Origin of the sequence: Streptococcus sp. 27098_8_23, assembly GCF_041432195.1 — a bacterium.
In the GTDB taxonomy this organism is placed as follows: Bacteria; Bacillota; Bacilli; order Lactobacillales; family Streptococcaceae; genus Streptococcus.
In genome coordinates this window covers 73,339-97,520 of the sequence record NZ_JAPVZF010000007.1, presented here as the reverse complement: position 1 = coordinate 97,520, position 24,182 = coordinate 73,339, and the positions used below count along the sequence as shown (strand labels likewise).

Sequence of the window (24,182 nt, the reverse complement as noted above, 5' to 3'; positions counted from 1 at the left end):
TTCGGTTGGATAACCTGGAATTTCATTGCCTTCCTTATCCTTGTGACTGGTCTTAACCTTCTCATAAACGTGTTCTGTGTCACCGTTTGGAAGTTTCTTAGTCTCTACGAAGCGGTAGCCTGGAATATCTTTCTTAGGTTGTTCGCCGTCTTCGGTTGGATGACCTGGAATTTCGTTCCCTTCCTTATCCTTATGACTTGTCTTAACCTTCTCATAAACGTGGACCACATTGCCTTTTTCATCAACCTTAGTTTCAACAATTTTATATCCTGGAATATCTTTCTTAGGTTGCGAACCATCTTCACTTGGGGCTAGGATATTTCCTTTAGTATCAACAAATGAAGTATTCGGACGTACAGTAGGGATATATTTAGCTGTAATTGGGGTTCCATTCTTATCAACACGTTTAACTGTTACTCCAGTTGCTCGACCTACAAATTCTGGCTCTGGTGTGAAAGTAACTTTTCCAGCTTCATCAATAGTATATGTACCCTCACCTGGTACCTTCTTCTCTGTTGTACCATCGTCAAAGGTCGGCTTAACTGTTTCATCAATTTCTACCGGAATTTCTTTACCATTGATTGTTACTTTTCCGCCTTCAAATGTTGGTGTTCCTGATTGAGGTTGTCCTTTCGGACCTTCTGATTCAGAATCTTTTGAAGTAGGTGTAACCGGGATAACAACTGGGGTATACTTAGCTGTAATTGGGGTTCCATTCTTATCAACACGCTTAACAGTCACACCTGTTGCTTGACCTGTAAATGTCTTCTCGGGAGTAAAGGTTACTTTTCCAGTTTCATCAATAGTATATGTACCTTCACCTGGAATTGTCTTCTCTTTTGTACCATCATCAAACGTTGGTTTGACTGTTTCATCAATTTCAACAGTTTTCTCAATACCATTAACTTTGACTTTTCCACCTTCAAATGTTGGTGTTCCTGATTGAGTTACACCCTGAACATCTGTTGTAATAACATCCGAACTTGTTGGAGTTGCTGGTTTAACAACTGGAGTGTATTTAGCTTTTACAGGAGTTCCATTCTCATCTACACGTTGAACTTCTACGCCTGTTCCTTTTCCAGTAAATTGTGGTTCTGGCTTAAATTCTACCATACCATTATTTACAGTATAAGTTCCTTCGCCTGGAATGACAATTGGTTGATCTGTTGGTTTTCCTGTTTTTGGATCAATAAGTTCAAGACCCTTGGTTTCATCAATAGGAACAATTTTTTCCACTCCATTAACAGTAACCCTACCACCTAGGAATGTAGGCACTCCTTTTTGAGTTGCACCTTGAATGTCTTCTGTAACAGCATCAGTAGCTGTTGGAATTGCTGCCTTAACAACTGGAGTGTAGCTTGCTGTAACGGGGGTTCCATTCTTGTCTTCACGTAAAACTTCAACACCTGATGCTTGACCTGTAAAGGTTTTTTCAGGAACAAAGGTTACTGTTCCGTCCGGTGCTACAGTATAAGTACCTTCACCCGGAATAGTGATAGAATCCACAACATTTCCAGTTTTAGAATCAATCAATTTAGCTGGAACAGTGTCATTCATCTCAACAGTAACTTCTTTTCCATTGACAACTGCAGTTCCGCCTTGGAATTCTGGTTTTCCAGTTTGAGTTGCACCTTGAACATCTTCAGAAGTCGCAGGAACTCCAATAGGATTTACTGGGATAATTTGTGGCGTGTAAGTTGTCGTCACTTTAGTTCCATTTTCATCTTCTGCTCGCACAGTTGCTGGAGTAACCTTACCAGAATACAATTTATCCGTTGGACTAAAGGTTACCTTTCCAGTTGTTGGATCAATAGAGAATGTACCAATTTCAGTAGTCCCATCTTCAGCATAAGCTGGAGTTGTCTGACCTGCAGGAACTTCATTTCCTTCTTTATCAAGAAGTTTTACTGAACCTTGTTTAATTGGTGCAATTGCATCACCTTGAACAAATGTAGGGGTGCCTGTTTGTGTTGCTCCTTGAATATTTTCAGAAGTTGCTGGAGTTGCTGTTGGTGTAACTGGCGTAATCAATGGTGTGTAAGTTGTTTCAACCGAAATACCATTTTTATCTTTAGCCTGTACACGCACAGGTTGAACTTCACCACTATAAGTCTTATCAGTTGGGGTAAAGACTGCAACGGCTTGTCCACCAACTGTTTTCAGAGTATATGTACCAATAACATTTCCACTAGGGTCTTTAGCTGGAACAGATGTTGCTGGAGTTCCGGTTTCATCTAAAAGAGTGAAAGTAGCTGGGTCAATATCTACAGTCACCTGTTTACCATCCAGTGTAGTCGTACCACCATTGAATGTTACTGTACTTTCTTGAGTTGCTCCTTGGACATCAACTGACTTAGCAGGTTCTGCTGTTGGAGTAACACCTACAATATGTGGAGTATAAGTTGTCTTAACTTTTGTACCATTCTCATCTTCAGCCTGAACTGTTGCAGGTTGGACTTTACCTTTGTAAGTCTTATCGGTTGGACTGAATGTTACAGTATTTGAAGTTGGGTCAATTGTATATTCCCCTACTTTGTTACCATTCTCATCCAAAGCATCTACTGAAGCTCCAGGTGCTACCGGAGTACCATTCTTATCAAGAAGAACAGCTGAGTTCGGCTTGATTGGAGCAACAGAGTGTCCTTCTTTGAATGCTACCGTTCCTGTTTGAGTAGCGCCTTGGATACCAGTTGATTCTGCAGGAGTTGCTGTTGGAGTAACTGGTGTAACAGTTGGAGTATATGTTGCTGTCGCTGTAGCGGTAATAGGTTGTCCATCTTTATCTTGACCAAGAGTTGCTGTTAATGATACAGTCACTGGGGTTGCTGTACCTGTGAATGTTTTCAACGGAACAAATGTCACAACACCAGTTTCATTATTAATTGTGTATGTTCCTTGACCATCAATTGTTACTTGGTCAACTAACTTACCAGTGGTAGGATCTACCAACTTAGCAGGTGAAGTAGCACTTGGTGCCACAGGTGAGCCATCACCAACAGATGTAAAGGTTGGAGTACCTGTTTGAGTCGCTCCTTGAACATCTGTGGATGTTACATTATGACCTTCAATCGTGTCTGTTACTGTGATGTGGTAAGTTGTTGTAGCTGTTGATGAGCCAGCCCCATGATCCACACCAGATTCAGTTCCACCTATTGTAGCATCTGTTGTGTAATTGCCATTACTATCAATAACGTCAACTGTTACTGTATAGACTCCCACTTCACTCAGTGTATAACCACTAGCAAGATTATAGTTGTTTGCATCTTGTTTAGTGTCATAAACTTTCTGAACTCCTGAAGGAGATGTTACTGTAATACGAGTAATGTAAGTTGTTTTTCCGTACTTAGTATCTTCTGCATCAGAGATTGTCACTGCAGCTTTTGCTTCATTACGGAGATCTACCGCAGTTCCTTTAGTAGAAGTATAATCTTGTGAGCTTGCAATTGGTTTCGTATTGACAACAGTCGCAACATCTGAGTTAGTTGCGATTGTTCCTCTAATGATTCCACCAAAACCTGATTTAGTATGAACTTCCCATGAATCATCACCCAACTTTTTAGCAGTAACTTCTGTTCCATCTGATGATGTCCATGTGTTTGAATGTTTGTCAAAAGTAATAGTTACTGACATACCATCGCCAGCTTGGTTAGTATTTTGAGAAACATATTCCGTCATTGGACGATCAGGAGTAGTTACACTTGTTACATTTCCATCTTTATCAAGTTGACGAGTATATTCGTAAATGAAGAATTTCATACCGCCATCTAGTTTCGCTTCAGTGTATACTTGGCGTTTCGTCCAAGTTGTAGTCCCATCTCCATTTGCTGTTTTCACTTCGGCATAGTCAGCAGGAAGCTCCCAGTGACCAGATGTACTATTTAAAACTGCAGTGTGTTTTTGCCCATCAGTTCCATTCAATTCAACTCGCTCACGTAAGAAAGTTCCCTTAACATTTTCAGCTGATGCTTCTACTTTGATATTATCAACACCAACTTTTGCAGTTGCCTCTGACGTGACTGGAATATTAAAGACGGTATTTGAATCTACAGCACCTAGTTCTTGATTTTCAGTAACCGCAGTATTGGTTGAACCACTATCTACAAGCCATTTACCATTAACGGCTTTCAAGTTTGTTACAGTTCCATCTGGCATTGTAACCTTAGCACTTGTAGCACCTGTCGAGATTTTAACAGGAACTGTTGTTGAATAGGTTTCAACGTTTTGAACTTCAACTTTAGGCTTAACAACTACAGTAATAGAACCGTGCGCCTCTTGACCTGACTGATTCCATGTCGTATTATTAGATAACTTATCATAATCTTTAGCAAATACTGAAACGGTATAGATACCTGCCTCTGTCACCTTACCTCCAATGACAGCATTACCCATGTTGGTTCCAGCAGCTTTTTGCTCTTCAGCAGTACTGTTTGTTACAGTATAGTTGGTGCCAGGAATCAACACTTTAGAATCATCTAATTCTGCTCCTATAGTGTTGTAGCCTGAGACACCTGTGACTGCTTTAGAAGAATTTTGACGAACTTTAACTACTTTACCTTCAGCAGTTGTATAGTCATAGTTTCCTGCTGAATTGCCAGGTATCGCACTAGCTCCCGAAGAATCATGAAAACGAAGATTGATATTCGCATCATCACCAACATTACGATCATAACGCTCAGAATCTGATTTTATTTTAGGAGGTGTGCTATCTTGCCAACCTACCCAACCAGCACGTAGATTCTGAATTTGGAAGGTGACAGTCCGCCCATCTGTATTCGTTGCAGTAATATTAAATCGTAAGTCATACACTCCATTTTCAATACCAGCAATTACTTTACCTTGAATGGTATCTGTCGCCTCATCATAAGCAACACCTGGTACAAGGTTAGTTGGTGTTACAGAGGTAAGACTCCAACCAGCTTGCTTAGCTTTTTCTGTAACTGCAATACGATCTTTCAAACCTTTAATATAAACTCTGTCAACTCCTTGTTCATACCCATAGCCATAAATTTCTGTAGCTAGGTATTCATAACCACCGTTAGCAGAGTATATTGACGTCGCAGCGTTTGAAATTCTTGACCCATCCGCACGGAGTTTATTTCTCCAAAGTGGTGCTTCTTCAGCTAACTTTTTAGCGGCATCAGGGGTTAATGGATAGTCTACACGTCCTTTGTTGTTATGACCAGTTTTTCCACCCTGTTCTGTATGCATCCCATTTCCAGCATTGGTATCTTCACCAGTCCGCTGATTAGAATAGACTTCTATCTCTAACCCTGTAGCATCAGTACCCGTAATTAATTTAATTTCTTGTACTGGAATTGTATAGGTATCTTTACCAGTATGATTTGCAGCGTTTGTTTCCGATGCATGAGTTGTGTTAGAACCCTCTTCGGCATAGAAATCTTGAGCAGCCAAAGCTACTCCAAAGTTCCAGTCATTTCCAACTCCTGCTTTTTTCAGATCATTGTAGACAGCAAGAATGGAATCATTTAAGCGTGACAATTGATCATTGATTTGTTTAGCTGTAACGCTATCCGTAACTAACACTTTTTTAGCTTCCGCAATAACTTCTTTATTATTAGCTATCGCTGCCTCAATTGCCGCTTTGTTTTCAGCCTCAAGGTTATTTTTCCGGACTGCTTCAGTTGCTAAAACATTGGTTACCTCAGCTTCAGAGGTAACTTGTTCTAAGACTTTTTTAGCTTCTTGGACTGGTTCGACAGTTTCTTTTGTTTCTTCTACTTTTTCTGCTTTTTCTGTAGCAGTGGTCGCCACTGGTTTGACTGCTGTAGTTGCTGCTGTTTTCTCAACTTGTTTCCCAGCTTCGTCTGACTCAACTACAACTGTAATCAAAGCTTCAACTTTAGCATGCTCTGCATCGATATCAACCTGTTTTGCAGTTTCGTTTGCAAGAACTGCCTTTGCCGCAGTCAATACTTCATTTGCAGTAGCTATCGCTGTTGCATCAGCTTTCTTTGCAGATGCAATCTTCGCTTCTAACTCAACTACTTTTTTAGTCAGAGCAGTCTTATCAACTTTTTTAGTCTCTACTACTTTTTCTGACGCCTTAGCTTCAGATTTCTCCGCCGTTATAGTTGACTCCGACTCCTTTGTTGCTACTGGTGTTGTCGTTGCCACTGTTGCATCTGCACCTTGTACTTCCGCTGCCGATACCGCACCATTACCTAGGAACATCATCAAACCGGTCGCAATTGCCACCGAGGCCGCTCCAAAACTATACTTTCGAATCCCGTATCGAATGTATTTCTCCGTTCTAAAACCCTGTTGCTTACTCTTCATAAGATACACAACCTCCCTATTTTTATTATATCGATATTGAAATATAGAAAAAACGAAATTTCTTCCCTACTCAAAAAATGGTCTTTAAATTTCATTATTCTAAAAGGATTATATCCTCGTATTCAATATGCATATTCATACTAACACTTTTCCCTATCTTTTTCAACAACTTTTATAATTTTATTTTAGAAAAATACAAAAATGATTTAATGATAAATGCTTTGAAAAACCAATATTCATGAAGGTTTACAGCGTGTAAACTCCCGGAATCATTTATCTTATAATTAAATAAAATACACTTTAATGTATCAATTTATTTTTTAGAGTCTTGTAGAAGTTAAATTTTCCCAAGTCTTACATTGTTATAACAAAAAATTTTCTATAAGAAGTGCACAAATTTAACAGTATATTTCTTAGCCATTATTTATAGATTATCATGAAGATTTGACTTAGAGGCCTAGAACCTAAACCTTGACGACAGATTCATTTTTTGTTAAAATGTAACAAATCTTATTACATCTAATATAAGATAAATCCATGAAAGGAATTCTACTATGAAATCATTAAAAGGTATTTTATTTATCGGACTTAGTATGCTTCTGACTATTCTAGCTTGGCTCAGTTCAGGTGCTAGTCAGTTTCTAATCCCTGGTTTAGCTCTCACTACCCTCTCACTTACTTTTATACTAGCTAGTCGTTTACCCTTGCTTGAGGCTTGGTTTAACGGACTTGAAAAGATGTATCTAGCTCATAAATTCACGGCTTTTCTATCCATACTCCTACTAACCCTACACAACTTTAGCATGGGTGGTCTCTGGGGTTCGCATTTGGCCGCCCAGTTTGGAAATATTGCTATCTATATCTTTATCAGCATCGTTCTGGTTGCCTATCTGGGACAATATATCCAGTATGAAGCATGGAGATGGATTCATCGATTGGTTTATCTAGCCTATATCTTTGGCCTTTTTCATGTTTTGATGATCATGGGAAATCGTCTCCTCTCCTTTAGTTTCCTAGGTTTTATCTTTGGAATCTATGCTCTTTTAGGCTTGCTTGCAGGTTTTTATATTATTTTCCTTTATCAAAAGGTCGGTTTCACCTATCTTGGAAAAATCGTAGGAATCAAACGACTCAACCACGATACGACTGAAATTGAAATAGAGCTCAGTCATCCTTTCACCTACGAATATGGACAATTTGCCTTTCTAAAAATTTTCCAAAAAGGTTTTGAGACTGCTCCACACCCTTTCTCCATCTCTGGAGGGCAAGGACGAACTCTTTATTTTACGATAAAAAACTCTGGTGACCACACCAAGAATATCTATGACAATCTTCAAGTTGGTAGCAAGGTTGCAGTTGATCGCGCCTATGGGCATATGACTATGGAACATGGTCCAAAGCAGCAAATCTGGATCGCAGGTGGAATTGGAATGACACCTTTCATCTCTTATATCCGGGAGCATCCTATCCTAGACAGGAACGTCCGCTTCTACTATAGTTTCCGTGGAGAGGAAAATGCTGTCTACCTAGACCTACTTCGTGACTACGCCCGTCAAAATGCTAACTTTGACCTGCAGCTGGTCGATAGCAATGAAAAAGGATACCTGACTTTGGATCAAGAAGAAATCCCTGACCAGACTACAGTCTATATGTGTGGACCTCTTCCTATGATGAAGGCCCTTGCCAAGCAAATCAAGAAAAAGAATCCCAAAGCAAAACTCATTTACGAAGGTTTCAAGTTTAAATAAGATCATTGTCCCTCTAACACAAAAGAGGGACTTTCTTTTCACTTTATTTCCCTCTTCTGTGCTATACTTAGTTTAGTACATTCTTTGAGATTGGAGCCAGTATGAAAATCCATAAAACCGTGAATCCCGTTGCCTATGAAAACACTTATTATCTAGAAGGGGACCAACACCTGATTGTGGTTGACCCAGGTAGCCATTGGGAAGCCATTCGCAAGACTATTGAAAAAATCAACAAACCAGTCTGCGCGATTCTCCTGACCCACACCCACTACGACCATATTATGAGTCTAGACTTGGTTCGTGAGACTTTTGGAAATCCCCCAGTTTATGTAGCAGAGAGTGAAGCCAGCTGGCTTTATACACCTGTAGATAATCTCTCTGGTCTCCCTCGTCACGACGATATGGCAAATGTGGTCGCAAAACCTGCAGAGCACACCTTTGTCTTTCATGAGGAATACCAGCTTGAGGAATTTCGTTTTACCGTTCTACCGACCCCAGGGCACTCTATCGGCGGCGTTTCCCTAGTCTTTCCTGATGCTCATCTAGTCTTGACGGGAGATGCTCTATTCCGAGAAACCATCGGACGAACCGACCTTCCTACAGGTAGCACGGAACAACTCCTCCATAGCATTCAGACGCAACTCTTTACTCTTCCTAACTACGATGTCTATCCTGGCCATGGTCCAGCTACGACCATCGCTCACGAAAAGACCTTTAATCCCTTTTTCTAACAAGCAAAAAACCAAGGAAAAAATCCTTGGTTTTTGTCTTACCAAATAATCACACGGTCCTCTGGTGAACGCCACATGCCGTCGCCTTCTTTGACATCGTATGTTGTAAAGAAGTCATCGAAGTTTGGTACTTGCACATTGACACGGAGTTTGGCAGGCGCGTGCACATCGACACTGGCCATAAGCTTCATCAATTCTGGACGGCCTTTCATGCGCCAGATACGAGCAAAGTTGTGGAAGAATTCTTCAGCTGAGAAGTCTGGTTCTCTCTTAGCAGCTTCAAGGGCTGCAGCAATCCCCCCCAAGTCAGCAACGTTTTCGGATACAGTTAGTTTCCCGTTAATCGTTGCGCCGTAAGATTCTTGCCCATCAAACTGGTCGATAACTTTCTGCGTTTTTTCTTTAAAGGCAGCATAGTCACTCTCTGTCCACCAATCCTTGAGGCTACCATTTTCATCAAAGGACGCACCATTTGTGTCAAAGGCATGAGAGATTTCATGGGCAATAACAGCACCAATACCACCGTAGTTAGCTGAAGACGACTGATGCAAATCATAGAATGGAGCCTGTAAAATGGCCGCTGGGAAGACAATCAAGTTCTTCTGAGGATTGTAGTAGGCATTGACCATATGAGCTGGCATCCCCCACTCCTTGTAGTCAACCGGTTGGTTCCACTTGCTCCAGCTGTGCTTGATTTCCACACGCGCAAAAGCTAGGGCATTCTCAAAGAGACTAGCAGTTTCATCTACTACTTTGTCCTTGTAGCGTTCTGGCAATTCCTCTGGATAACCGATATAAGGCTTGATGACATTGAGTTTGACAATGGCCTTATCACGCGTTTCAGGCGTGAGCCAGTCGTTCTTAGCCAAGCGTTCCTTATAAACGTCAATCATAGTCGCTACTTTTTTCTCTACGTCTGCCTTAGCTTCTGGAGAGAATTTTTCATGCGCATACCAGAGACCAAGAGCTTGCTTGAAAGGACCTTGGGCTAAGTGATAAGCCGCCTTGACCTTGTCCTGAGCTTCTGGCACTCCTGAAAGGGCACGACCATAAGCACCTGACAAGACACGAATCTCATCTGTGAGGTAGCTGGTTGAGAGATTGACCACACACAAAATCAAAGTCGCCTTAAGCAAAGGCCATGTTTCTTCACTATAGAATTGGTCTGCTGCTTGCCAGAAACGTTCCTCGTCTACGATAACCTTGTCAGGTACTTGCCCAAGCACTGCTTGGAAGAAATCATCCAAAGGTAGGGCAGGGGCGAATTTCTTGAAATCTTCATAAGCATATGGATGGTAGAGTTTGGCATATTCTGAACTTTCTTCGTTAGAAAGCACCACAGCCGCAATGCGACGGTCCAATTCCAATCTTTTCTCTAGTAAGTCTGCGATTTCCTCATCTGAAAAATCATAGGCTTTGAGAAGATTCGTAGTACTTTCCTTCCAAAGAGTCAAGAGCTCCTCACGCTGAGGATGGTCTTCAGCGTAGTAAGTCGTATCTGGCAAGATTGTTCCTGGTGCACTTGCCCAGAGAACATTGGTTCTGGCATCCATAAAGTCTGGTGATACCCCAAATGGAAGGAAGTTTGGTTTACCAGCTAGTTCAAACTCTGCCAGTTTGCTGGTAAAATCTTCAAAACTCTCCAAATCTTGGTATTCCTTGAGCATTGGCAAAACAGGCTTGATCCCATCTGCTTCTCTCTTGTCAAAATCACGTACCATACGATGGTACTTAACAAAGTTTGCGAGGATGGCATCCTCTGGGACTTCTTCACCTGCCAACCACTTGTCTGTAGTCGCCAGCATCAACTCTTCAATTTCCTCGTCAAGGTCAATAAAACCACCTGTTCGAGATTTGTCAGCTGGAATGACAGCTGTTTTTTCCCATTCGCCATTGATTGCATCATAAAAATCGTCTTGATAACGTGTCATCTTGTTCTCGCTTTCATTTTTTCACTTATTCTTAGCTTAGCAAAAAACACTTGGGAATGCAATTAAAAATGGTTTCTCTTTTTTCTTCATTTTTCAGTTATTATTTTAAATTTTTCAAAAATTAACTTGACTTAATTTTTTTTTTAATGTATATTAAATACAGGAGGGAGGAATTTGTTATGATACGTATTGAACACCTCAGCGTCTCCTACAAAGAAACGCTGGCACTAAAGGATATTTCACTAGTGCTCCACGGACCAACTATTACCGGAATTATTGGTCCAAATGGTGCTGGAAAATCAACTTTATTAAAAGGTATGTTGGGAATTATCCCACATGAAGGTCAGGCCTTTCTCGATGACAAAGAAGTCAAGAAATCTTTAAATCGAGTTGCTTATGTCGAGCAAAAAATCCATATCGACTACAATTTCCCTATCAAGGTCAAGGAATGTGTCTCTCTGGGACTCTATCCATCCATTCGACTCTTTCACACTTTAAAGGCCAGCCACTGGAAAAAAGTGGCGGATGCACTTGAAATCGTTGGGCTCTCAGACTATGCTGATCGCCAGATTAGTCAGCTCTCAGGCGGACAATTCCAACGTGTGTTGATTGCCCGCTGCTTAGTGCAGGAAGCTGACTACATCTTTTTAGATGAGCCTTTTGTCGGGATTGACTCGGTTAGTGAAGAGATTATCATGAATACGCTGAGAGATCTTAAAAAAGCTGGTAAAACAGTTCTCATCGTCCATCATGACCTCAGTAAAGTCCCCCATTATTTCGACCAAGTTTTGCTTCTCAATCGAGAATTGGTAGACCTTGGTCCAACTGAAGAAACCTTTACCGAAGCCAATCTTAAAAAGGCCTACGGTAGCAAACTCTTTTTCAATGGAGGTGACCTATGATAGCAGAATTTATCAATGGATTGCAAAATTTCCATTTCCTACAAAACGCCTTGATCACAGCTATTGTCATTGGAGTCGTTGCTGGAGCTGTGGGATGTTTTATCATCCTGCGTGGAATGTCTCTCATGGGGGATGCCATCTCTCACGCAGTTTTGCCCGGCGTAGCCCTTTCCTTTATCCTGGGAATTGATTTCTTTATTGGAGCGATCATCTTTGGTTTGATGGCTTCCATCATCATTACCTACATCAAGGGAAACTCTATCATCAAGAGTGACACCGCCATTGGTATTACCTTTTCATCTTTCTTAGCCTTAGGTGTCATCTTGATTAGTGTTGCCAAGAGTTCGACAGACCTCTTCCATATCCTTTTTGGGAATATCCTCGCTGTCCAAGATACGGACATGTGGATCACCATCGGTGTTGGGGCATTGATTCTTTTGATTATCGGGATTTTCTTTAAACAACTATTGATTACATCCTTTGACGAGCTCCTGGCTAAAGCCATGGGAATGCCCGTCAATTTCTACCACTATCTGCTCATGGTGGTCTTGGCCCTTGTGTCAGTCACCGCCATGCAAAGTGTTGGAACTATTCTTATCGTAGCCATGTTGATCACCCCAGCTGCGACGGCTTACCTTTATGCTAATAGCCTAAAGAGCATGATTTTCCTTTCATCAACCCTAGGGGCAACCGCTTCTGTTTTGGGACTCTTTATCGGCTATAGCTTCAATCTCGCAGCAGGATCCAGCATCGTGCTCACATCCGCCAGCTTCTTTCTAATCAGTTTCTTTATCTCTCCTAAACAACGATACTTGAAACTGAAAAACAAAAAAATCATTAAATAACGGGGAAACCCTTCTGGAGGAATCTAATGAAAAAATTAGGTACATTACTTGCTCTTTTTCTTGCTATCATTGGATTAGCTGCCTGTGCTAGCGGGAAAAAAGATGCAGCATCTACAAACCAAAAACTAAAGGTTGTAGCAACTAACTCTATCATTGCTGATATTACTAAAAATATCGCTGGTGACAAGATTGATCTTCACAGTATCGTTCCGATTGGTCAAGACCCACACGAATACGAACCACTTCCTGAAGATGTTAAGAAAACTTCTGAGGCTGACCTCATTTTCTATAACGGTATCAACCTTGAAACAGGTGGCAATGCTTGGTTTAACAAATTGGTCGAAAATGCCAAGAAGACTGAAAACAAAGACTACTTTGCAGTCAGTGAAGGGGTTGAAGTTATCTACCTTGAAGGTCAAAACGAGAAAGGTAAAGAAGACCCACACGCTTGGCTTAACCTTGAAAATGGAATTATCTTTGCTAAAAATATCGCTAAACAGCTCATTGCCAAAGACCCTAGCAACAAGGAATTCTACGAAAAAAATCTCAAAGACTATACTGAAAAGCTAGACAAACTGGACAAGGAAGCCAAAGAGAAATTTAACAATATCCCTGCTGAGAAAAAACTCATCGTAACCAGCGAAGGATGCTTCAAATACTTCTCTAAAGCTTACGGAGTTCCAAGTGCCTACATCTGGGAAATCAACACAGAAGAAGAAGGAACACCTGAACAAATCAAGACCTTGGTTGAAAAGCTTCGCCAAACAAAAGTTCCATCACTCTTTGTTGAATCAAGTGTCGATGACCGTCCAATGAAGACCGTTTCACAAGACACAAACATCCCAATCTACGCACAAATCTTTACTGACTCAATCGCTGAAGAAGGGAAAGAAGGCGACAGCTACTACAGCATGATGAAATACAACCTTGACAAGATTGCTGAAGGTTTGTCAAAATAATCCATTAAAAACGTCATTCTCACCGAATTGGCGTTTTTTCAATTTTCGGTCAAATCATTGGAAAAATCTGACAATTCTCGGTAAAATAAAAGAAAAAAAGAATGGAGTAGTTTCATGACCACTTTTCTCGGAAATCCTGTAACCTTTACAGGTAAACAACTGCAAATCGGAGACAAGGCACTTGACTTTTCTCTCACGACAACCGATCTCTCTAAAAAAACGCTAGCTGACTTTGATGGAAAGAAAAAAGTCTTGAGTGTTGTCCCTTCTATCGATACTGGTATCTGCTCAACGCAAACACGTCGATTCAACCAAGAACTAGCTAACCTCGATAACACCGTCGTTCTTACCGTTTCTATGGACCTACCATTTGCTCAAGGACGCTGGTGTGGGGCTGAAGGCCTTGACAATGCCATCATGCTTTCAGACTACTTTGACCATTCTTTCGGGCGCGATTATGCCCTTTTGATCAACGAGTGGCATCTCCTTGCACGTGCCGTCTTTGTTCTTGATACTGACAATGTCATCCGTTATGTAGAATACGTTGACAATATCAACACGGAGCCAAACTTTGAAGCTGCTATTGCTGCAGTAAAAGAACTGGACTAAAATCAAAGCCATTAGGGCAGAAGGCTAGAGAAATCTAGCTTTTTTTGATATACTAGATGGAGAGAAAAGACAAGAGGAAACGAATGACGCCAAATAAAGAAGACTACCTAAAATGTATTTATGAAATCGGTACGGAAATGCAAAAAATCACCAATAAGGAAATTGCTGCCCGTATGCAAGTCTCTCCACCTGCCGTAACAGAGATGATCAAACGCATGAAAAGTGAAAATCTCATCCTCAAGGACAAGGAGAATGGCTATCTATTGACAGATATTGGGCTCAAACTAGTCTCCGAGCTCTATCGCAAACACCGGTTGATTGAAGTCTTTCTAGTTCACCATCTCGACTATACCAGTGACCAGATCCATGAGGAAGCTGAGGTCCTAGAGCACACTGTATCTGACCTCTTCGTAGAGAGACTGGATAAACTACTGGGCTTCCCTAAAACCTGCCCCCATGGAGGAACCATCCCAGCTAAGGGAGAGCTCCTGGTCGAAATCAACAACCTACCTCTAGCAGATACCAAAGAAGCCGGTACCTATCTCCTGACTCGGGTTCACGATAGCTTTGACCTACTTAAATACTTAGAAAAGCATGAGATTCATATCGGTGACCAAGTCAAAGTCAAGCAGTTTGATAATTTTTCCAATACCTTTACACTGGTCAACAAAGGTGAAGATCTCCAAGTTAGCATCGATATCGCAAAACAACTCTATGTCGAAAAAATCAACTAAGCCCTTATTCCTGAAAGAAATTCCTTTCAGGAATTTTTTGTCATTTGGCTTGTAAGTCCCATTCGTTTGGTGTAGAATGAAGCTAGATAAAAGAGGGAGGTCTTCCTATGAAAAAGCTCTTTAGAATCCATTTTGCAGCCATTGTAGTCAGCGATTTGCTACTGTTGGTAACTTTCAGACCCCGATACGAACTTTCTTTGGAGAGAGGCCTGATTTTTTGCTTCATTTTCATCCTTGCTCAAGGACTACTGCTATTTCGTTTGGTCAATCGACTCAAAAAACAGTTCTCTGAGATTTATCCTCAGATGAACAAAAAAATTCGCTTCTACTATTTAGGAGTGCTCATCAGCGATTTTCTATTATTTGTCTTTTTATCCATCACTGGCCCTCAACATTTCTACTCTCTTACTCCAGTCTTTACTTCCTGTCATTCTACTTTATATTATATAACGGCTAGCCACCTAAGAGAAAACTATCCCGACTTTTACAACAAACACATCGCCTTCTGGGAGTGTCTATAAACAAAAACCAAGCCAACTGGGCTTGGTTTTCTTATCTATTTTTAGTATCAAGAATGATAGTAACTGGTCCGTCATTGACCAGCTCCACCTGCATATCTGCTCCAAAGATACCTGTCTGAACAGGTACTTCCTGTGCTAGCTTTTGATTGAGAGCATCATAGAAATCTGATGCCATATCAGGCTTAGCTGCACCTGTAAAGGCTGGACGATTGCCTTTCTTGGTATCTGCAAAGAGGGTAAACTGGGAAATAGAAAGGATTTCTCCTTCAATATCCTTGATAGACAGGTTCATCTTGCCTTCTGCGTCTGAAAAAATCCGCATGTTGACGAGCTTTCTCACAGCATAGTCCAGATCTTCCTCTTGGTCCTCTGGCCCAACACCGACCAGTAATAAGAGTCCCTGATTAATTTTTCCATGAACCTGACCTTCGATACTGACTTGGGCTTTCTTGACTCGTTGAATGATGATTTTCATAATAGCCTTTCTGGTAACTGAAGGGAGAATTAGCCGTTGGTCCGTTTGACAGAGTAAACCTCTGGCACACTCTTAATCTTGTCCACGACTGTGGTCAGTGTAGAGAGGTTGGAAATACCAAAGGAGACATGGATATTAGCAAATTTCATATCCTTAGTTGGCTGAGCATTAACGGTTGAGATATTTTTGGTCGTGTTGGAGAGAACTTGCAGAACATCATTTAAGAGTCCTGTACGGTTGAGACCATAGATATCGATGTGGGCAGTGTATTCCTTGCTTGAGAATTGATCTTCCCACTCCACATCAAGAAGACGTTGCTCATAGTTTTCTTGGGCACGGAGATTCATACAGTCCACACGGTGAATAGCTACACCGCGTCCCTTAGTAATGTAGCCGACAATGTCGTCACCCGGAACTGGATTGCAACACTTGGCAATCCGAACTAGGAGACCTGAGGCACCTTCAATGACCACACCACCCTCATGCTTAACCTTGAGGGTTTCTTTGTTCTCGACTTTAACTTCGCCACCTTTGACAAGCTCTTCTGCTTCCGCCTTGGCCTTGGCACGCTCTTCCTCACGGCGTTCCTTTTCGGTCAAACGGTTAAAGACGGTAATAGCACCAATTTCTCCAAAACCAATGGCTGCAAAGAGAGACTCCTCTGTCTTGTAGCTGGTCTTTTGAAGAACCTCATCCATATGGCGCTTGTCCATGAATTTATTGGCTACATAGCCGTTTTCTTGGAACTGGGCCATCAACATTTCACGGCCCTTGTTAACGGATAATTCCTTGTCTTGATTTTTAAAGAACTGACGAATCTTGTTGCGCGCCTTGCTGGTCTTGACCATATTTAGCCAGTCACGACTCGGACCAAAGGAGTTGGGGTTGGTGATAATTTCAACCTGATCCCCTGTCTTGAGCTTGGTTGTCAGTGGAACCATACGGCCATTGACCTTGGCGCCAGTCGCTTTTTCACCGACTTTGGTATGGATTTCATAGGCAAAGTCAATCGGTCCTGAATCTTTTGGAAGGGAACGAACTGCACCATCTGGAGTAAAGACGTAAATCTCCTCCGCCAGATAGTTTTCTTTAACAGAGTCCACAAATTCCTTGGCATCATCAGCCTGGTCTTGGAGCTCCATCATCTCCTTGATCCAGTTCATCCCAATAGCAGATTCCTTGCTGTTGACCTGTCCTTTAATGCCTTTCTTATAAGCCCAGTGAGCTGCTACCCCGTACTCAGCCACCTCGTGCATTTCCTTGGTCCGAATCTGGAATTCAATCGGCCCTTTTGGCCCATAGACGGTCGTATGAATAGACTGGTAACCGTTGGCCTTGCGATTGGCGATATAGTCTTTGAAGCGGCCTGGCATAGGTTTCCAAAGTTCATGCACATAACCCAGCATGGCATAGACATCACTCTGGGTATCTAAGATACAACGAATGGCAATCAGGTCATAAATTTCCTCAAAGCGTTTCTTCTTATCCTGCATCTTGCGATAGATCGAATAGATATGCTTAGGACGACCATAGATTTTCCCTTCGAGATTGCGTTCGGTAGCATAGTCCTCCAACTTGGTTACGACTTCGTCGACCAGAGCCTCACGTTCTCTGCGTTTTTCCTTCATCATGTGGGTGATCTTGTAAAACTCAGTTGGATTGAGGTAACGGAAAGATAGATCTTCCAACTCCCACTTGACACTGGAAATCCCTAGACGATGAGCAAGTGGTGCATAAATTTCCATGGTTTCTCTGGAGATCCGTTCTTGCTTGTCCTTTCTCAGGTGTTTGAGAGTCCGCATATTGTGCAAACGGTCCGATAATTTAACCAAGATAACACGGATATCCTCTGACATGGCCATAAGCATCTTGCGGTGATTTTCAGCCAATTGTTCCTCGAGTGATTTGTACTCAACCTTACCAAGCTTGGTCACCCCATCAACGATAATCCGAACATCATGACCAAACTCTCTCTCTAGATCATCCAGTGTCGCATCTGTGTCTTCAACAACGTCATGCAAAAAACCACAGGCAACGGTTACGGCATCCAGCTTGAGCTTAGCCAGAATTCCTGCTACCTGAATGGGATGGATAATATAGGGCTCACCTGATTTCCGAAACTGCCCACTATGACAATCAACTGCGTAAATCAATGCTTTTTGTACAAAAGCAACGTCTTCCTTTGTTAAATATTCTCTCGTTAAAGCGACTACCTGATCGCCCGTCAAATTCACTTCTTTCGGCATCTATACTCTCCAATTCTTCCTACCATTTTATCACTTTTTTAAGGATATGAAAACTAGAAAAGCCTGTTTTTATGCCAACACCAATCATTAAAAAAACACTGCCAGATTTCTCTAGCAGTGTTTTGACATTTCATTTGCTTAGTAGACTGTTTTTTCAGTTTCTACGTCGAAGAAGTGTGCTTTGTTCAAGTCAAATCCAAGTTCAACTGTTGCACCTGTTTGCAAGTAGTCACGAGCATCCACTTTTGCAACAAATTCGTCTTTACCAACTTGGCAGTAAAGGTGAGATTCTGAACCAAGCAATTCTGATACTGAGATAGTTGCTTTAACCACTGATTCTGGGAATGTTTCAAGGAAAGCAGGTTCTGCATTCACATCTTCTGGACGGATACCGAAAATCAATTCTTTTCCTTCGTAGCCTTTGTCACGAAGAACTTTCAAAGCACCTTCTGGCACTTTCAAACGGAAACCGTCAGAAACAATTTCGCTACCGACCAATTTCACATTGATGAAGTTCATAGCTGGGCTTCCGATAAATCCTGCTACAAATTTGTTAACTGGGTTTTTGTAAACTTCTTGAGGGGTACCGATTTGTTCAACACGTCCGATAGTACCTGTACCAGCAGGGTTCTTAGTAGCTGACATGATAACGATACGGTCTGCCAATGTCATCGCTTCTGTTTGGTCGTGAGTTACGTAGATGGTTGTAGCACCGATACGACGGTGGATTTTCGCAATTTCAGCACGCATAGATACACGAAGTTTGGCATCCAAGTTTGACAAAGGTTCGTCCATCAAGAACACTTTTGCATCACGGACGATGGCACGACCCATGGCAACACGTTGACGTTGACCACCTGAAAGGTCAGCAGGTTTACGATCCAAGAATTCTTTCAAACCAAGGATTGCTGCCGCTTCTTGCACACGTTTGTCGATGTCTTCTTTGCTGTATTTGCGCAATTTCAAACCGAAAGCCATGTTGTCATATACAGTCATGTGTGGGTAAAGAGCGTAGTTTTGGAATACCATGGCAATGTCACGGTCTTTTGGTGCTACGTCGTTAACAACCACGCCATCGATAGATGCAGTACCTTCTGTAATGTCTTCAAGACCAGCAATCATACGAAGAGTTGTTGATTTACCACATCCTGAAGGACCTACGAAAACGATAAATTCTTTGTCTTTGATGTCCAAGTTGAAGTCTTCAACTGAATAGTGTTCGCTGTTTGGATATTTTTTGTAAATGTTTTTAAGATTTAATTCTACCATCGAGGTGAACTCCTTTTGTATTTTGATAGTTTTATTATAGATGAAAACGCTTTATTTTTCTATGGCAAGGTGACCAAAAAAATAAAAAAGTTCTGTGCAACTTGCACAAAACTTTAAAGAATATCTGGTAAAATCAACTGATAACAAAGAGTGAGATCCGTCAACTCCTTCAACTGTAGCCCTGTCAATTCTTCCCATTTGTCAATCTTGTATTGGAGAGAATTGCGGTGCAGATAGAGTTGCTGGGCTGTTTTAGTTAGGACAGCACTGTTTTCCCAGAGAGAAAGAATAATCTCCTGAATCTGATCCTGATCCAAAATCATCTGGTGTAGGCAGTCTTTAATGACTCTCAGGTCCACAAGCCTTTCTCCCATAGTCCACAGATAGAGCTGTGAAAAGGTGTGTACACCTTGATGCCCCTGACGCCACCAAGCCTTAAACAAATCTCGCTCCGCTTTGATCAAGTCTGATAGGGCTTGATGGCCTGTCTGAGACCAAACCTGCCCCAACATGATCGACAGACGAAGGCCAAAATCATACTCAACCGCTTCAATCGTATCAGATAAAATCGAGCGAACAGAGGTGTACTTATCTTGTTGAAGAACAAATACATAATCCTGAGCACCGACCTGCAATACTGTCTGGCAGTTGGGAAAGAGAGTTTGCATCATATCTAGCCAAGAGGATAGATTTTCCTGTTGGAAATAGGAAAGATGGCAATAAACCAGCTGAATCTTTTTGAAAGTTTGCGGTGCCTGCCCCTTCCCCTCGATCAGATAGGGATACCAAGGATTGAGCGAACGAGCCTGCTCTTGCTGGGTCAAAAGGGCAACCAGCTGCTTTTCACGCTCGCTGAGCCCATCTTCCTCCAGTAAAATCCACTGCTGAGAAGCTAAAGGGAGAGTGAGATAGCCTGGTTTCTCTACTGGCTGATCTGAAATCTGAGCTTCAGGAAACCAGTCTTGTAATTCCTTTGCAATCATATTCTAGCCCTCCACTTTTTGGATGCACCAAGAAATTATGGTCTCTAGACGCTCCAGATTTTCAGTCAGATGGAGATAGCCCATGACCGCTTCAAATCCCGTGGACATACGATAAGTCACGACATCTGCATTTTTAGCCTTTGTGTGGCTATTGGTGTTACGTCCCCGTTTATAGATTTCTTCTTCTTTTTCCGTCAGGACTTGCTCCTCCAACATGAGGGAAATCAAACGAGCTTGAGCCTTGGCTGACACATACTTAGTTGCCTCTTGATGGAGTTTATTGGGCTTGGTCATACCTTTGAGGATGAGGTGACGGCGGATATACATAGAATACACCGCATCCCCCTCAAAAGCTAGCGCAATCCCATTAATGAGATTGACATCAATCACGTGTCCACCTCACTCCATCTTTTGTATCCAGTAGTTTAATCCCTTGAGCAGCTAGTTGGTCACGGATTTGGTCTGCTGTCGCAAAGTCACGATTGGCACGCGCTTCTTGACGTTTTTGAATTAAGGCTTCAATCTCTACTTCTAAAACTTCCTCGACAAAGACAATTCCAAAGACCTCTAACATAGCCGCAAGAGCTTCCTTAACCGTTGCATCATAGTTTCCTGAGTTAATCCACTTGGCCATTTCAAAGACTACTGTGATACCGTTGGCAGAGTTAAAGTCCTCATCCATAGCCGCCACAAACTTATCTTTAAAAGCCTGCAACTCCCCTGCATCTACAGTTCTAGTAAATGGTTGCTCATAAGTGTTCTTCAGATACTTGAGATTAGTCTCTGCATCCCGCACTGCTTTTTCGGTAAAGTTGATTGGTTTACGGTAGTGTTGAGTTGCAAAGAAGAAACGAAGTACTTGCCCATCAATGGTCTTAAGAGCATCATGCACGGTAATAAAGTTGCCCAAGGACTTAGACATCTTGACATTGTCGATATTGACAAAGCCATTATGCATCCAGTAGTTAGCAAAGATCTTGCCTGTTTTGGCTTCTGACTGGGCAATTTCGTTGGTATGGTGAGGAAACTCCAGATCAGCTCCCCCACCGTGGATATCAATGGTATCGCCCAAAATCTCTGTTGACATGACCGAACACTCGATATGCCAGCCCGGACGACCAGGTCCCCAAGGACTGTCCCAAGAAATCTCGCCTGGTTTTACAGCTTTCCAAAGGGCAAAGTCTACAGGATTTTCCTTGCGAGCCGTTTCTTCATCGGTACGACCTGATGCACCTAGCTCCAAATCTTCCAAGGTTTTGTTAGCCAACTTAGCATAGTTATGGGATTTTTCCACTCGGAAGTAAACATCTCCTTGACTCTCGTAGGCATAACCTTTTTCAATCAAGTCTTCCACAAAACGAATGATGTCAGCCATAAACTCTACTACACGCGGATGACGAGTCGCAGGTTTCACGCCCAAAGCCGTCACATCCTCACGAAAGGCAGCGATGTACTTGTCCGCAACCTCCAGAGGCGTGATACCTTCTTCCTTGGCACGGTTGATAATCTTATCGTCTACATCCGTGAAATTGGAAATATAGGCAACTTCGTAGCCACGGTATTCGAAATAACGACGAATGGTATCAAAAGCTACTGTTGAGCGGGCATTGCCGACATGGATATAGTTGTATACAGTTGGCCCACAGACATACATCTTAACCTTGCCGTCCTCAATAGGTACAAATTCTCGCAAATCACGAGACATGGTGTCATAAATTTTAATCATGCGGTCCACTCCCTTCTCTATTTCTGACTTTTTCGGCTGAAAACCAGCTCTGCAAAAGGGCCAAATTGTCTGAGGCTATCCAGTTGGTAAAAGTGCTGCCCTTCCTCTTGAGTAAAGAGGGGAACTCCCTTTCCTAGGATAAGGGGCGCTATCTGAATAATGAGGTGGTCGAAAAGATCCGCATCCAAGAGCGGTCCTACCAAGGAATTACCACCAATCACAAAGACATTTTTGCCTTTGTCAATCTGTTGAACAAAGTCCACCACATCCCCAGCTACTGGCTGGTAATTGCTGACAGGCAGGTGCCTATCATGCGTAAAGACATAGTTTTCCGTAGCTTGATAAAAACTTTCTACATCTTGCAAATCTTGGATTTCCTCAAAGGTCCGCTTGCCCATGATGGTGATATCCATTTGCCTGTAAAAGTCATCATAGCCTGTATCCTCTACAGAACCAAGCTGATGCAGCCAGTCTATCCTGTGCTGGCTGTCTGCCAAGTAGCCATCCATGGTGATACAGCCGTAAAAATATACTGCCATTCTTGTAGTTACCTTTCTAGTTCCTTGGCTATTGTCAAAGCGATAGTGAAAAAAGTCATGGCATCAGCTGTCCGCTCTTCATGGCGGGCATCCCAGGCTCGGTTATGATGATCCACATAGTCAGCTGTGTAGAAGAACTGATAGACTTTACTCTTGCGAAATTGACTCCAAGCCATGATAGCTGAAGCTTCCATGTCCACCACTTGTGCACCAGCAGTCAAGCGACGCTTGACCTTATCAGGCGTTTCTCGATAAAAGGCATCAGTCGTCCAAGACTTGGTGCGGATATGCTCGATATTGTGCTTGTCAAAGATGGCTTCCAGCTCGATCAGCAGAGACTCGTCATAGGCGACTTCGTCACCCGGTGGGGCATAGTGATAGCTAGTTCCTTCATCTCGCAATGCAGCCGCAGGCAGGATAATTTTATCCGCCTCAATTGAGCGGTCCAAAACGCCACAGGAACCTAAAATGATAAAATTTTTGAAGCCTCTGGCCGCCAACTCCTCCAGCTGGCCAACTATCATGGGAGCCCCAATTGGAGCCAACGTAACTGCTAGCTTGCTAGGTCCTTGGCCATAAATATACCATGGATGATGGCCGTTTATGCTTTTCAAATAGCCTCCCGGATAGACATCTTCTGACTCAATCAAACGTTTCAGAATTTCGCCATTAAAGGACAGAATGATGGTTTCGCATACCTCTCCCTTGTCATGGACTGGCTTTTCAGTTGGCTCAATAACTGCTGCTACATCTTCAAATTCCTCTAATAGCATAACTTCTCTTTCTTTAAGGCTCCAGCAAATCCGCCTTCATTTTATTTAGACGGCGCAGTTTGGTCTCATCTTTTTTGGCTTCACTGATATAATGAGCCCATTCACGCTGGTGGCTAGGTGGCAGTTTAATAAAGCGCTCCTTAGCAAGACCATCCAAGCGTTCTTGCAACTCAAGAACTGCCTGGTTCAAAATTGCATCTGATAAATCTGACATAGTTCTTACCTCCTGTCATACTTCACCTCGATAACTTTGCTACCCTATCCTACAGACTTGATGAATGGTGACTGGCTTCTCTAGCCTGCTCTAGTTTATTGACGTAATACTCACGTTTTTCTTCAACTTCGTGGATCGTTGGTTCATCCTTCTGTCCATGAACTCGGACGATCTTAGCCGGAATACCGACAACTGTCACATCACTAGGTACGTCTGCCACGACTACTGCAGCAGCACCGACTTTGGCATTTTCACCGATTTCTACCGGTCCGATGACTTGGGCATGGGCTGATATAAGAGCTCCTTTACGCACAGTCGGATGGCGTTTGCCAACATCCTTACCAGTCCCACCAAGAGTCACTCCGTGATAGAGAAGAACGCCTTTTTCAACAATCGCCGTCTCTCCAATCACCAAGCCAGAACCATGGTCGATAAAGACACCTGATTCTATCTGAGCACCTGGATGAATCTCAATCTGAGTCCAAAAGCGCCAAAACTGACTGTGCATACGAGCTAGGAGTTTGAAGCCGTGCTTCCAGAGAAAATGCGAGAGACGGTGGGCAGCTAAGGCCTTGACACCTGGATAAGTCAGCAAAACTTCCAAGCTGTTGCGCGCCGCTGGATCATTTTCTTTTACAATATCAATGGTTTCGCGCCACCATCCCATACATTTCTCCTTT

General features: G+C 42.4%; 20 protein-coding genes. 8 read left to right on the top strand and 12 right to left on the bottom strand.

Annotated features, from left to right (window positions below; genetic code table 11):
- On the bottom strand, positions 1-6,297 hold a 6,297-nt coding region (locus O3652_RS08735; protein ID WP_371590311.1), incomplete at its 3' end, for a YSIRK-type signal peptide-containing protein.
- 554 nt (positions 6,298-6,851) lie between these two features.
- Between O3652_RS08735 and O3652_RS08730 the strand changes: the two genes are divergently transcribed.
- A complete protein-coding gene (locus tag O3652_RS08730) occupies positions 6,852-8,045 on the top strand; it encodes an oxidoreductase (protein ID WP_371590310.1) in 1,194 nt (397 codons plus the stop codon).
- 101 nt (positions 8,046-8,146) lie between these two features.
- Complete coding sequence (locus O3652_RS08725) at positions 8,147-8,776, top strand: MBL fold metallo-hydrolase (protein WP_049489571.1); 630 nt, start codon at positions 8,147-8,149, stop codon at positions 8,774-8,776.
- A gap of 38 nt (positions 8,777-8,814) precedes the next feature.
- Here O3652_RS08725 and O3652_RS08720 read toward each other — a convergent pair whose 3' ends face one another.
- The gene (locus tag O3652_RS08720) at positions 8,815-10,707 is read right to left on the bottom strand and encodes a M13 family metallopeptidase (protein WP_371590309.1); all 1,893 of its coding nucleotides are present in this window, start codon (positions 10,705-10,707) and stop codon (positions 8,815-8,817) included.
- 179 nt (positions 10,708-10,886) lie between these two features.
- On the opposite strand from O3652_RS08720, the gene O3652_RS08715 reads away from it, so the two are divergent.
- The 6 genes from O3652_RS08715 (at position 10,887) to O3652_RS08690 (ending at position 15,277) form a co-directional block, all read left to right on the top strand.
- A complete protein-coding gene (locus O3652_RS08715; protein WP_371590308.1) occupies positions 10,887-11,609 on the top strand; it encodes a metal ABC transporter ATP-binding protein in 723 nt (240 codons plus the stop codon).
- Positions 11,606-12,454, top strand: coding sequence for a metal ABC transporter permease subunit (locus tag O3652_RS08710; RefSeq protein WP_371590307.1), 849 nt, complete (start codon positions 11,606-11,608; stop codon positions 12,452-12,454). Before O3652_RS08715 ends, O3652_RS08710 begins: the two co-directional genes overlap by 4 nt.
- A 26-nt stretch (positions 12,455-12,480) precedes the next feature.
- Positions 12,481-13,413, top strand: coding sequence for a metal ABC transporter substrate-binding lipoprotein (locus tag O3652_RS08705; protein WP_371590306.1), 933 nt, complete (start codon positions 12,481-12,483; stop codon positions 13,411-13,413).
- A gap of 114 nt (positions 13,414-13,527) precedes the next feature.
- Positions 13,528-14,022 (top strand): thiol peroxidase, encoded by a 495-nt coding sequence (gene tpx, locus O3652_RS08700; protein ID WP_371590305.1) that lies wholly within the window; start codon positions 13,528-13,530, stop codon positions 14,020-14,022.
- 83 nt (positions 14,023-14,105) lie between these two features.
- Positions 14,106-14,756, top strand: coding sequence for a metal-dependent transcriptional regulator (locus O3652_RS08695; RefSeq protein ID WP_125389364.1), 651 nt, complete (start codon positions 14,106-14,108; stop codon positions 14,754-14,756).
- Positions 14,757-14,863: 107 nt separating this feature from the next.
- Complete coding sequence (locus O3652_RS08690) at positions 14,864-15,277, top strand: hypothetical protein (RefSeq protein ID WP_371590304.1); 414 nt, start codon at positions 14,864-14,866, stop codon at positions 15,275-15,277.
- 31 nt (positions 15,278-15,308) lie between these two features.
- Here the strand turns inward: O3652_RS08690 and dtd are convergent, their stop codons facing one another.
- From dtd to cysE, 10 genes are all read right to left on the bottom strand, one after another.
- Positions 15,309-15,752 (bottom strand): D-aminoacyl-tRNA deacylase, encoded by a 444-nt coding sequence (gene dtd, locus O3652_RS08685; RefSeq protein ID WP_371590303.1) that lies wholly within the window; start codon positions 15,750-15,752, stop codon positions 15,309-15,311.
- Positions 15,753-15,781: 29 nt separating this feature from the next.
- Positions 15,782-17,998 (bottom strand): bifunctional (p)ppGpp synthetase/guanosine-3',5'-bis(diphosphate) 3'-pyrophosphohydrolase, encoded by a 2,217-nt coding sequence (locus O3652_RS08680; protein WP_371590302.1) that lies wholly within the window; start codon positions 17,996-17,998, stop codon positions 15,782-15,784.
- A gap of 138 nt (positions 17,999-18,136) precedes the next feature.
- Positions 18,137-19,267, bottom strand: a complete 1,131-nt coding sequence (locus tag O3652_RS08675; RefSeq protein ID WP_000229944.1) for an ABC transporter ATP-binding protein — start codon at positions 19,265-19,267, stop codon at positions 18,137-18,139.
- Positions 19,268-19,380: 113 nt separating this feature from the next.
- Positions 19,381-20,250, bottom strand: a complete 870-nt coding sequence (locus O3652_RS08670) for a helix-turn-helix domain-containing protein (RefSeq protein ID WP_049479096.1) — start codon at positions 20,248-20,250, stop codon at positions 19,381-19,383.
- A gap of 3 nt (positions 20,251-20,253) precedes the next feature.
- Positions 20,254-20,640 carry a Mini-ribonuclease 3 gene (locus tag O3652_RS08665; protein WP_049477402.1) on the bottom strand — a complete coding sequence of 129 codons (387 nt, stop codon included), beginning with the start codon at positions 20,638-20,640 and terminating at the stop codon, positions 20,254-20,256.
- A complete protein-coding gene (gene cysS / locus O3652_RS08660) occupies positions 20,633-21,976 on the bottom strand; it encodes a cysteine--tRNA ligase (RefSeq protein ID WP_125413687.1) in 1,344 nt (447 codons plus the stop codon). Before cysS ends, O3652_RS08665 begins: the two co-directional genes overlap by 8 nt.
- A 17-nt stretch (positions 21,977-21,993) precedes the next feature.
- On the bottom strand, positions 21,994-22,515 hold the full coding sequence (locus O3652_RS08655; protein ID WP_044021202.1) for a dihydrofolate reductase family protein: 522 nt from the start codon (positions 22,513-22,515) through the stop codon (positions 21,994-21,996).
- A gap of 8 nt (positions 22,516-22,523) precedes the next feature.
- A complete protein-coding gene (locus O3652_RS08650) occupies positions 22,524-23,288 on the bottom strand; it encodes a nucleoside phosphorylase (protein ID WP_125413686.1) in 765 nt (254 codons plus the stop codon).
- A gap of 13 nt (positions 23,289-23,301) precedes the next feature.
- Positions 23,302-23,502: a YdeI/OmpD-associated family protein gene (locus O3652_RS08645; protein ID WP_002882686.1), complete on the bottom strand. Its 201-nt coding sequence runs from the start codon at positions 23,500-23,502 to the stop codon at positions 23,302-23,304.
- Positions 23,503-23,551: 49 nt separating this feature from the next.
- Positions 23,552-24,169, bottom strand: a complete 618-nt coding sequence (cysE, locus tag O3652_RS08640; protein ID WP_070567985.1) for a serine O-acetyltransferase — start codon at positions 24,167-24,169, stop codon at positions 23,552-23,554.
- Positions 24,170-24,182: the final 13 nt, after the last annotated feature.

Coding starts and splice junctions, on each gene's coding strand:
- O3652_RS08730 (WP_371590310.1), top strand. CDS start 6,852: ATGAAATCATTAAAAGGTATTTTATTTATCGGACTTAGTATGCTTCTG.
- O3652_RS08725 (WP_049489571.1), top strand. CDS start 8,147: ATGAAAATCCATAAAACCGTGAATCCCGTTGCCTATGAAAACACTTAT.
- O3652_RS08720 (WP_371590309.1), bottom strand. CDS start 10,707: ATGACACGTTATCAAGACGATTTTTATGATGCAATCAATGGCGAATGG.
- O3652_RS08715 (WP_371590308.1), top strand. CDS start 10,887: ATGATACGTATTGAACACCTCAGCGTCTCCTACAAAGAAACGCTGGCA.
- O3652_RS08710 (WP_371590307.1), top strand. CDS start 11,606: ATGATAGCAGAATTTATCAATGGATTGCAAAATTTCCATTTCCTACAA.
- O3652_RS08705 (WP_371590306.1), top strand. CDS start 12,481: ATGAAAAAATTAGGTACATTACTTGCTCTTTTTCTTGCTATCATTGGA.
- tpx (WP_371590305.1), top strand. CDS start 13,528: ATGACCACTTTTCTCGGAAATCCTGTAACCTTTACAGGTAAACAACTG.
- O3652_RS08695 (WP_125389364.1), top strand. CDS start 14,106: ATGACGCCAAATAAAGAAGACTACCTAAAATGTATTTATGAAATCGGT.
- O3652_RS08690 (WP_371590304.1), top strand. CDS start 14,864: ATGAAAAAGCTCTTTAGAATCCATTTTGCAGCCATTGTAGTCAGCGAT.
- dtd (WP_371590303.1), bottom strand. CDS start 15,752: ATGAAAATCATCATTCAACGAGTCAAGAAAGCCCAAGTCAGTATCGAA.
- O3652_RS08680 (WP_371590302.1), bottom strand. CDS start 17,998: ATGCCGAAAGAAGTGAATTTGACGGGCGATCAGGTAGTCGCTTTAACG.
- O3652_RS08675 (WP_000229944.1), bottom strand. CDS start 19,267: ATGGTAGAATTAAATCTTAAAAACATTTACAAAAAATATCCAAACAGC.
- O3652_RS08670 (WP_049479096.1), bottom strand. CDS start 20,250: ATGATTGCAAAGGAATTACAAGACTGGTTTCCTGAAGCTCAGATTTCA.
- cysS (WP_125413687.1), bottom strand. CDS start 21,976: ATGATTAAAATTTATGACACCATGTCTCGTGATTTGCGAGAATTTGTA.
- O3652_RS08655 (WP_044021202.1), bottom strand. CDS start 22,515: ATGGCAGTATATTTTTACGGCTGTATCACCATGGATGGCTACTTGGCA.
- O3652_RS08650 (WP_125413686.1), bottom strand. CDS start 23,288: ATGCTATTAGAGGAATTTGAAGATGTAGCAGCAGTTATTGAGCCAACT.
- O3652_RS08645 (WP_002882686.1), bottom strand. CDS start 23,502: ATGTCAGATTTATCAGATGCAATTTTGAACCAGGCAGTTCTTGAGTTG.
- cysE (WP_070567985.1), bottom strand. CDS start 24,169: ATGGGATGGTGGCGCGAAACCATTGATATTGTAAAAGAAAATGATCCA.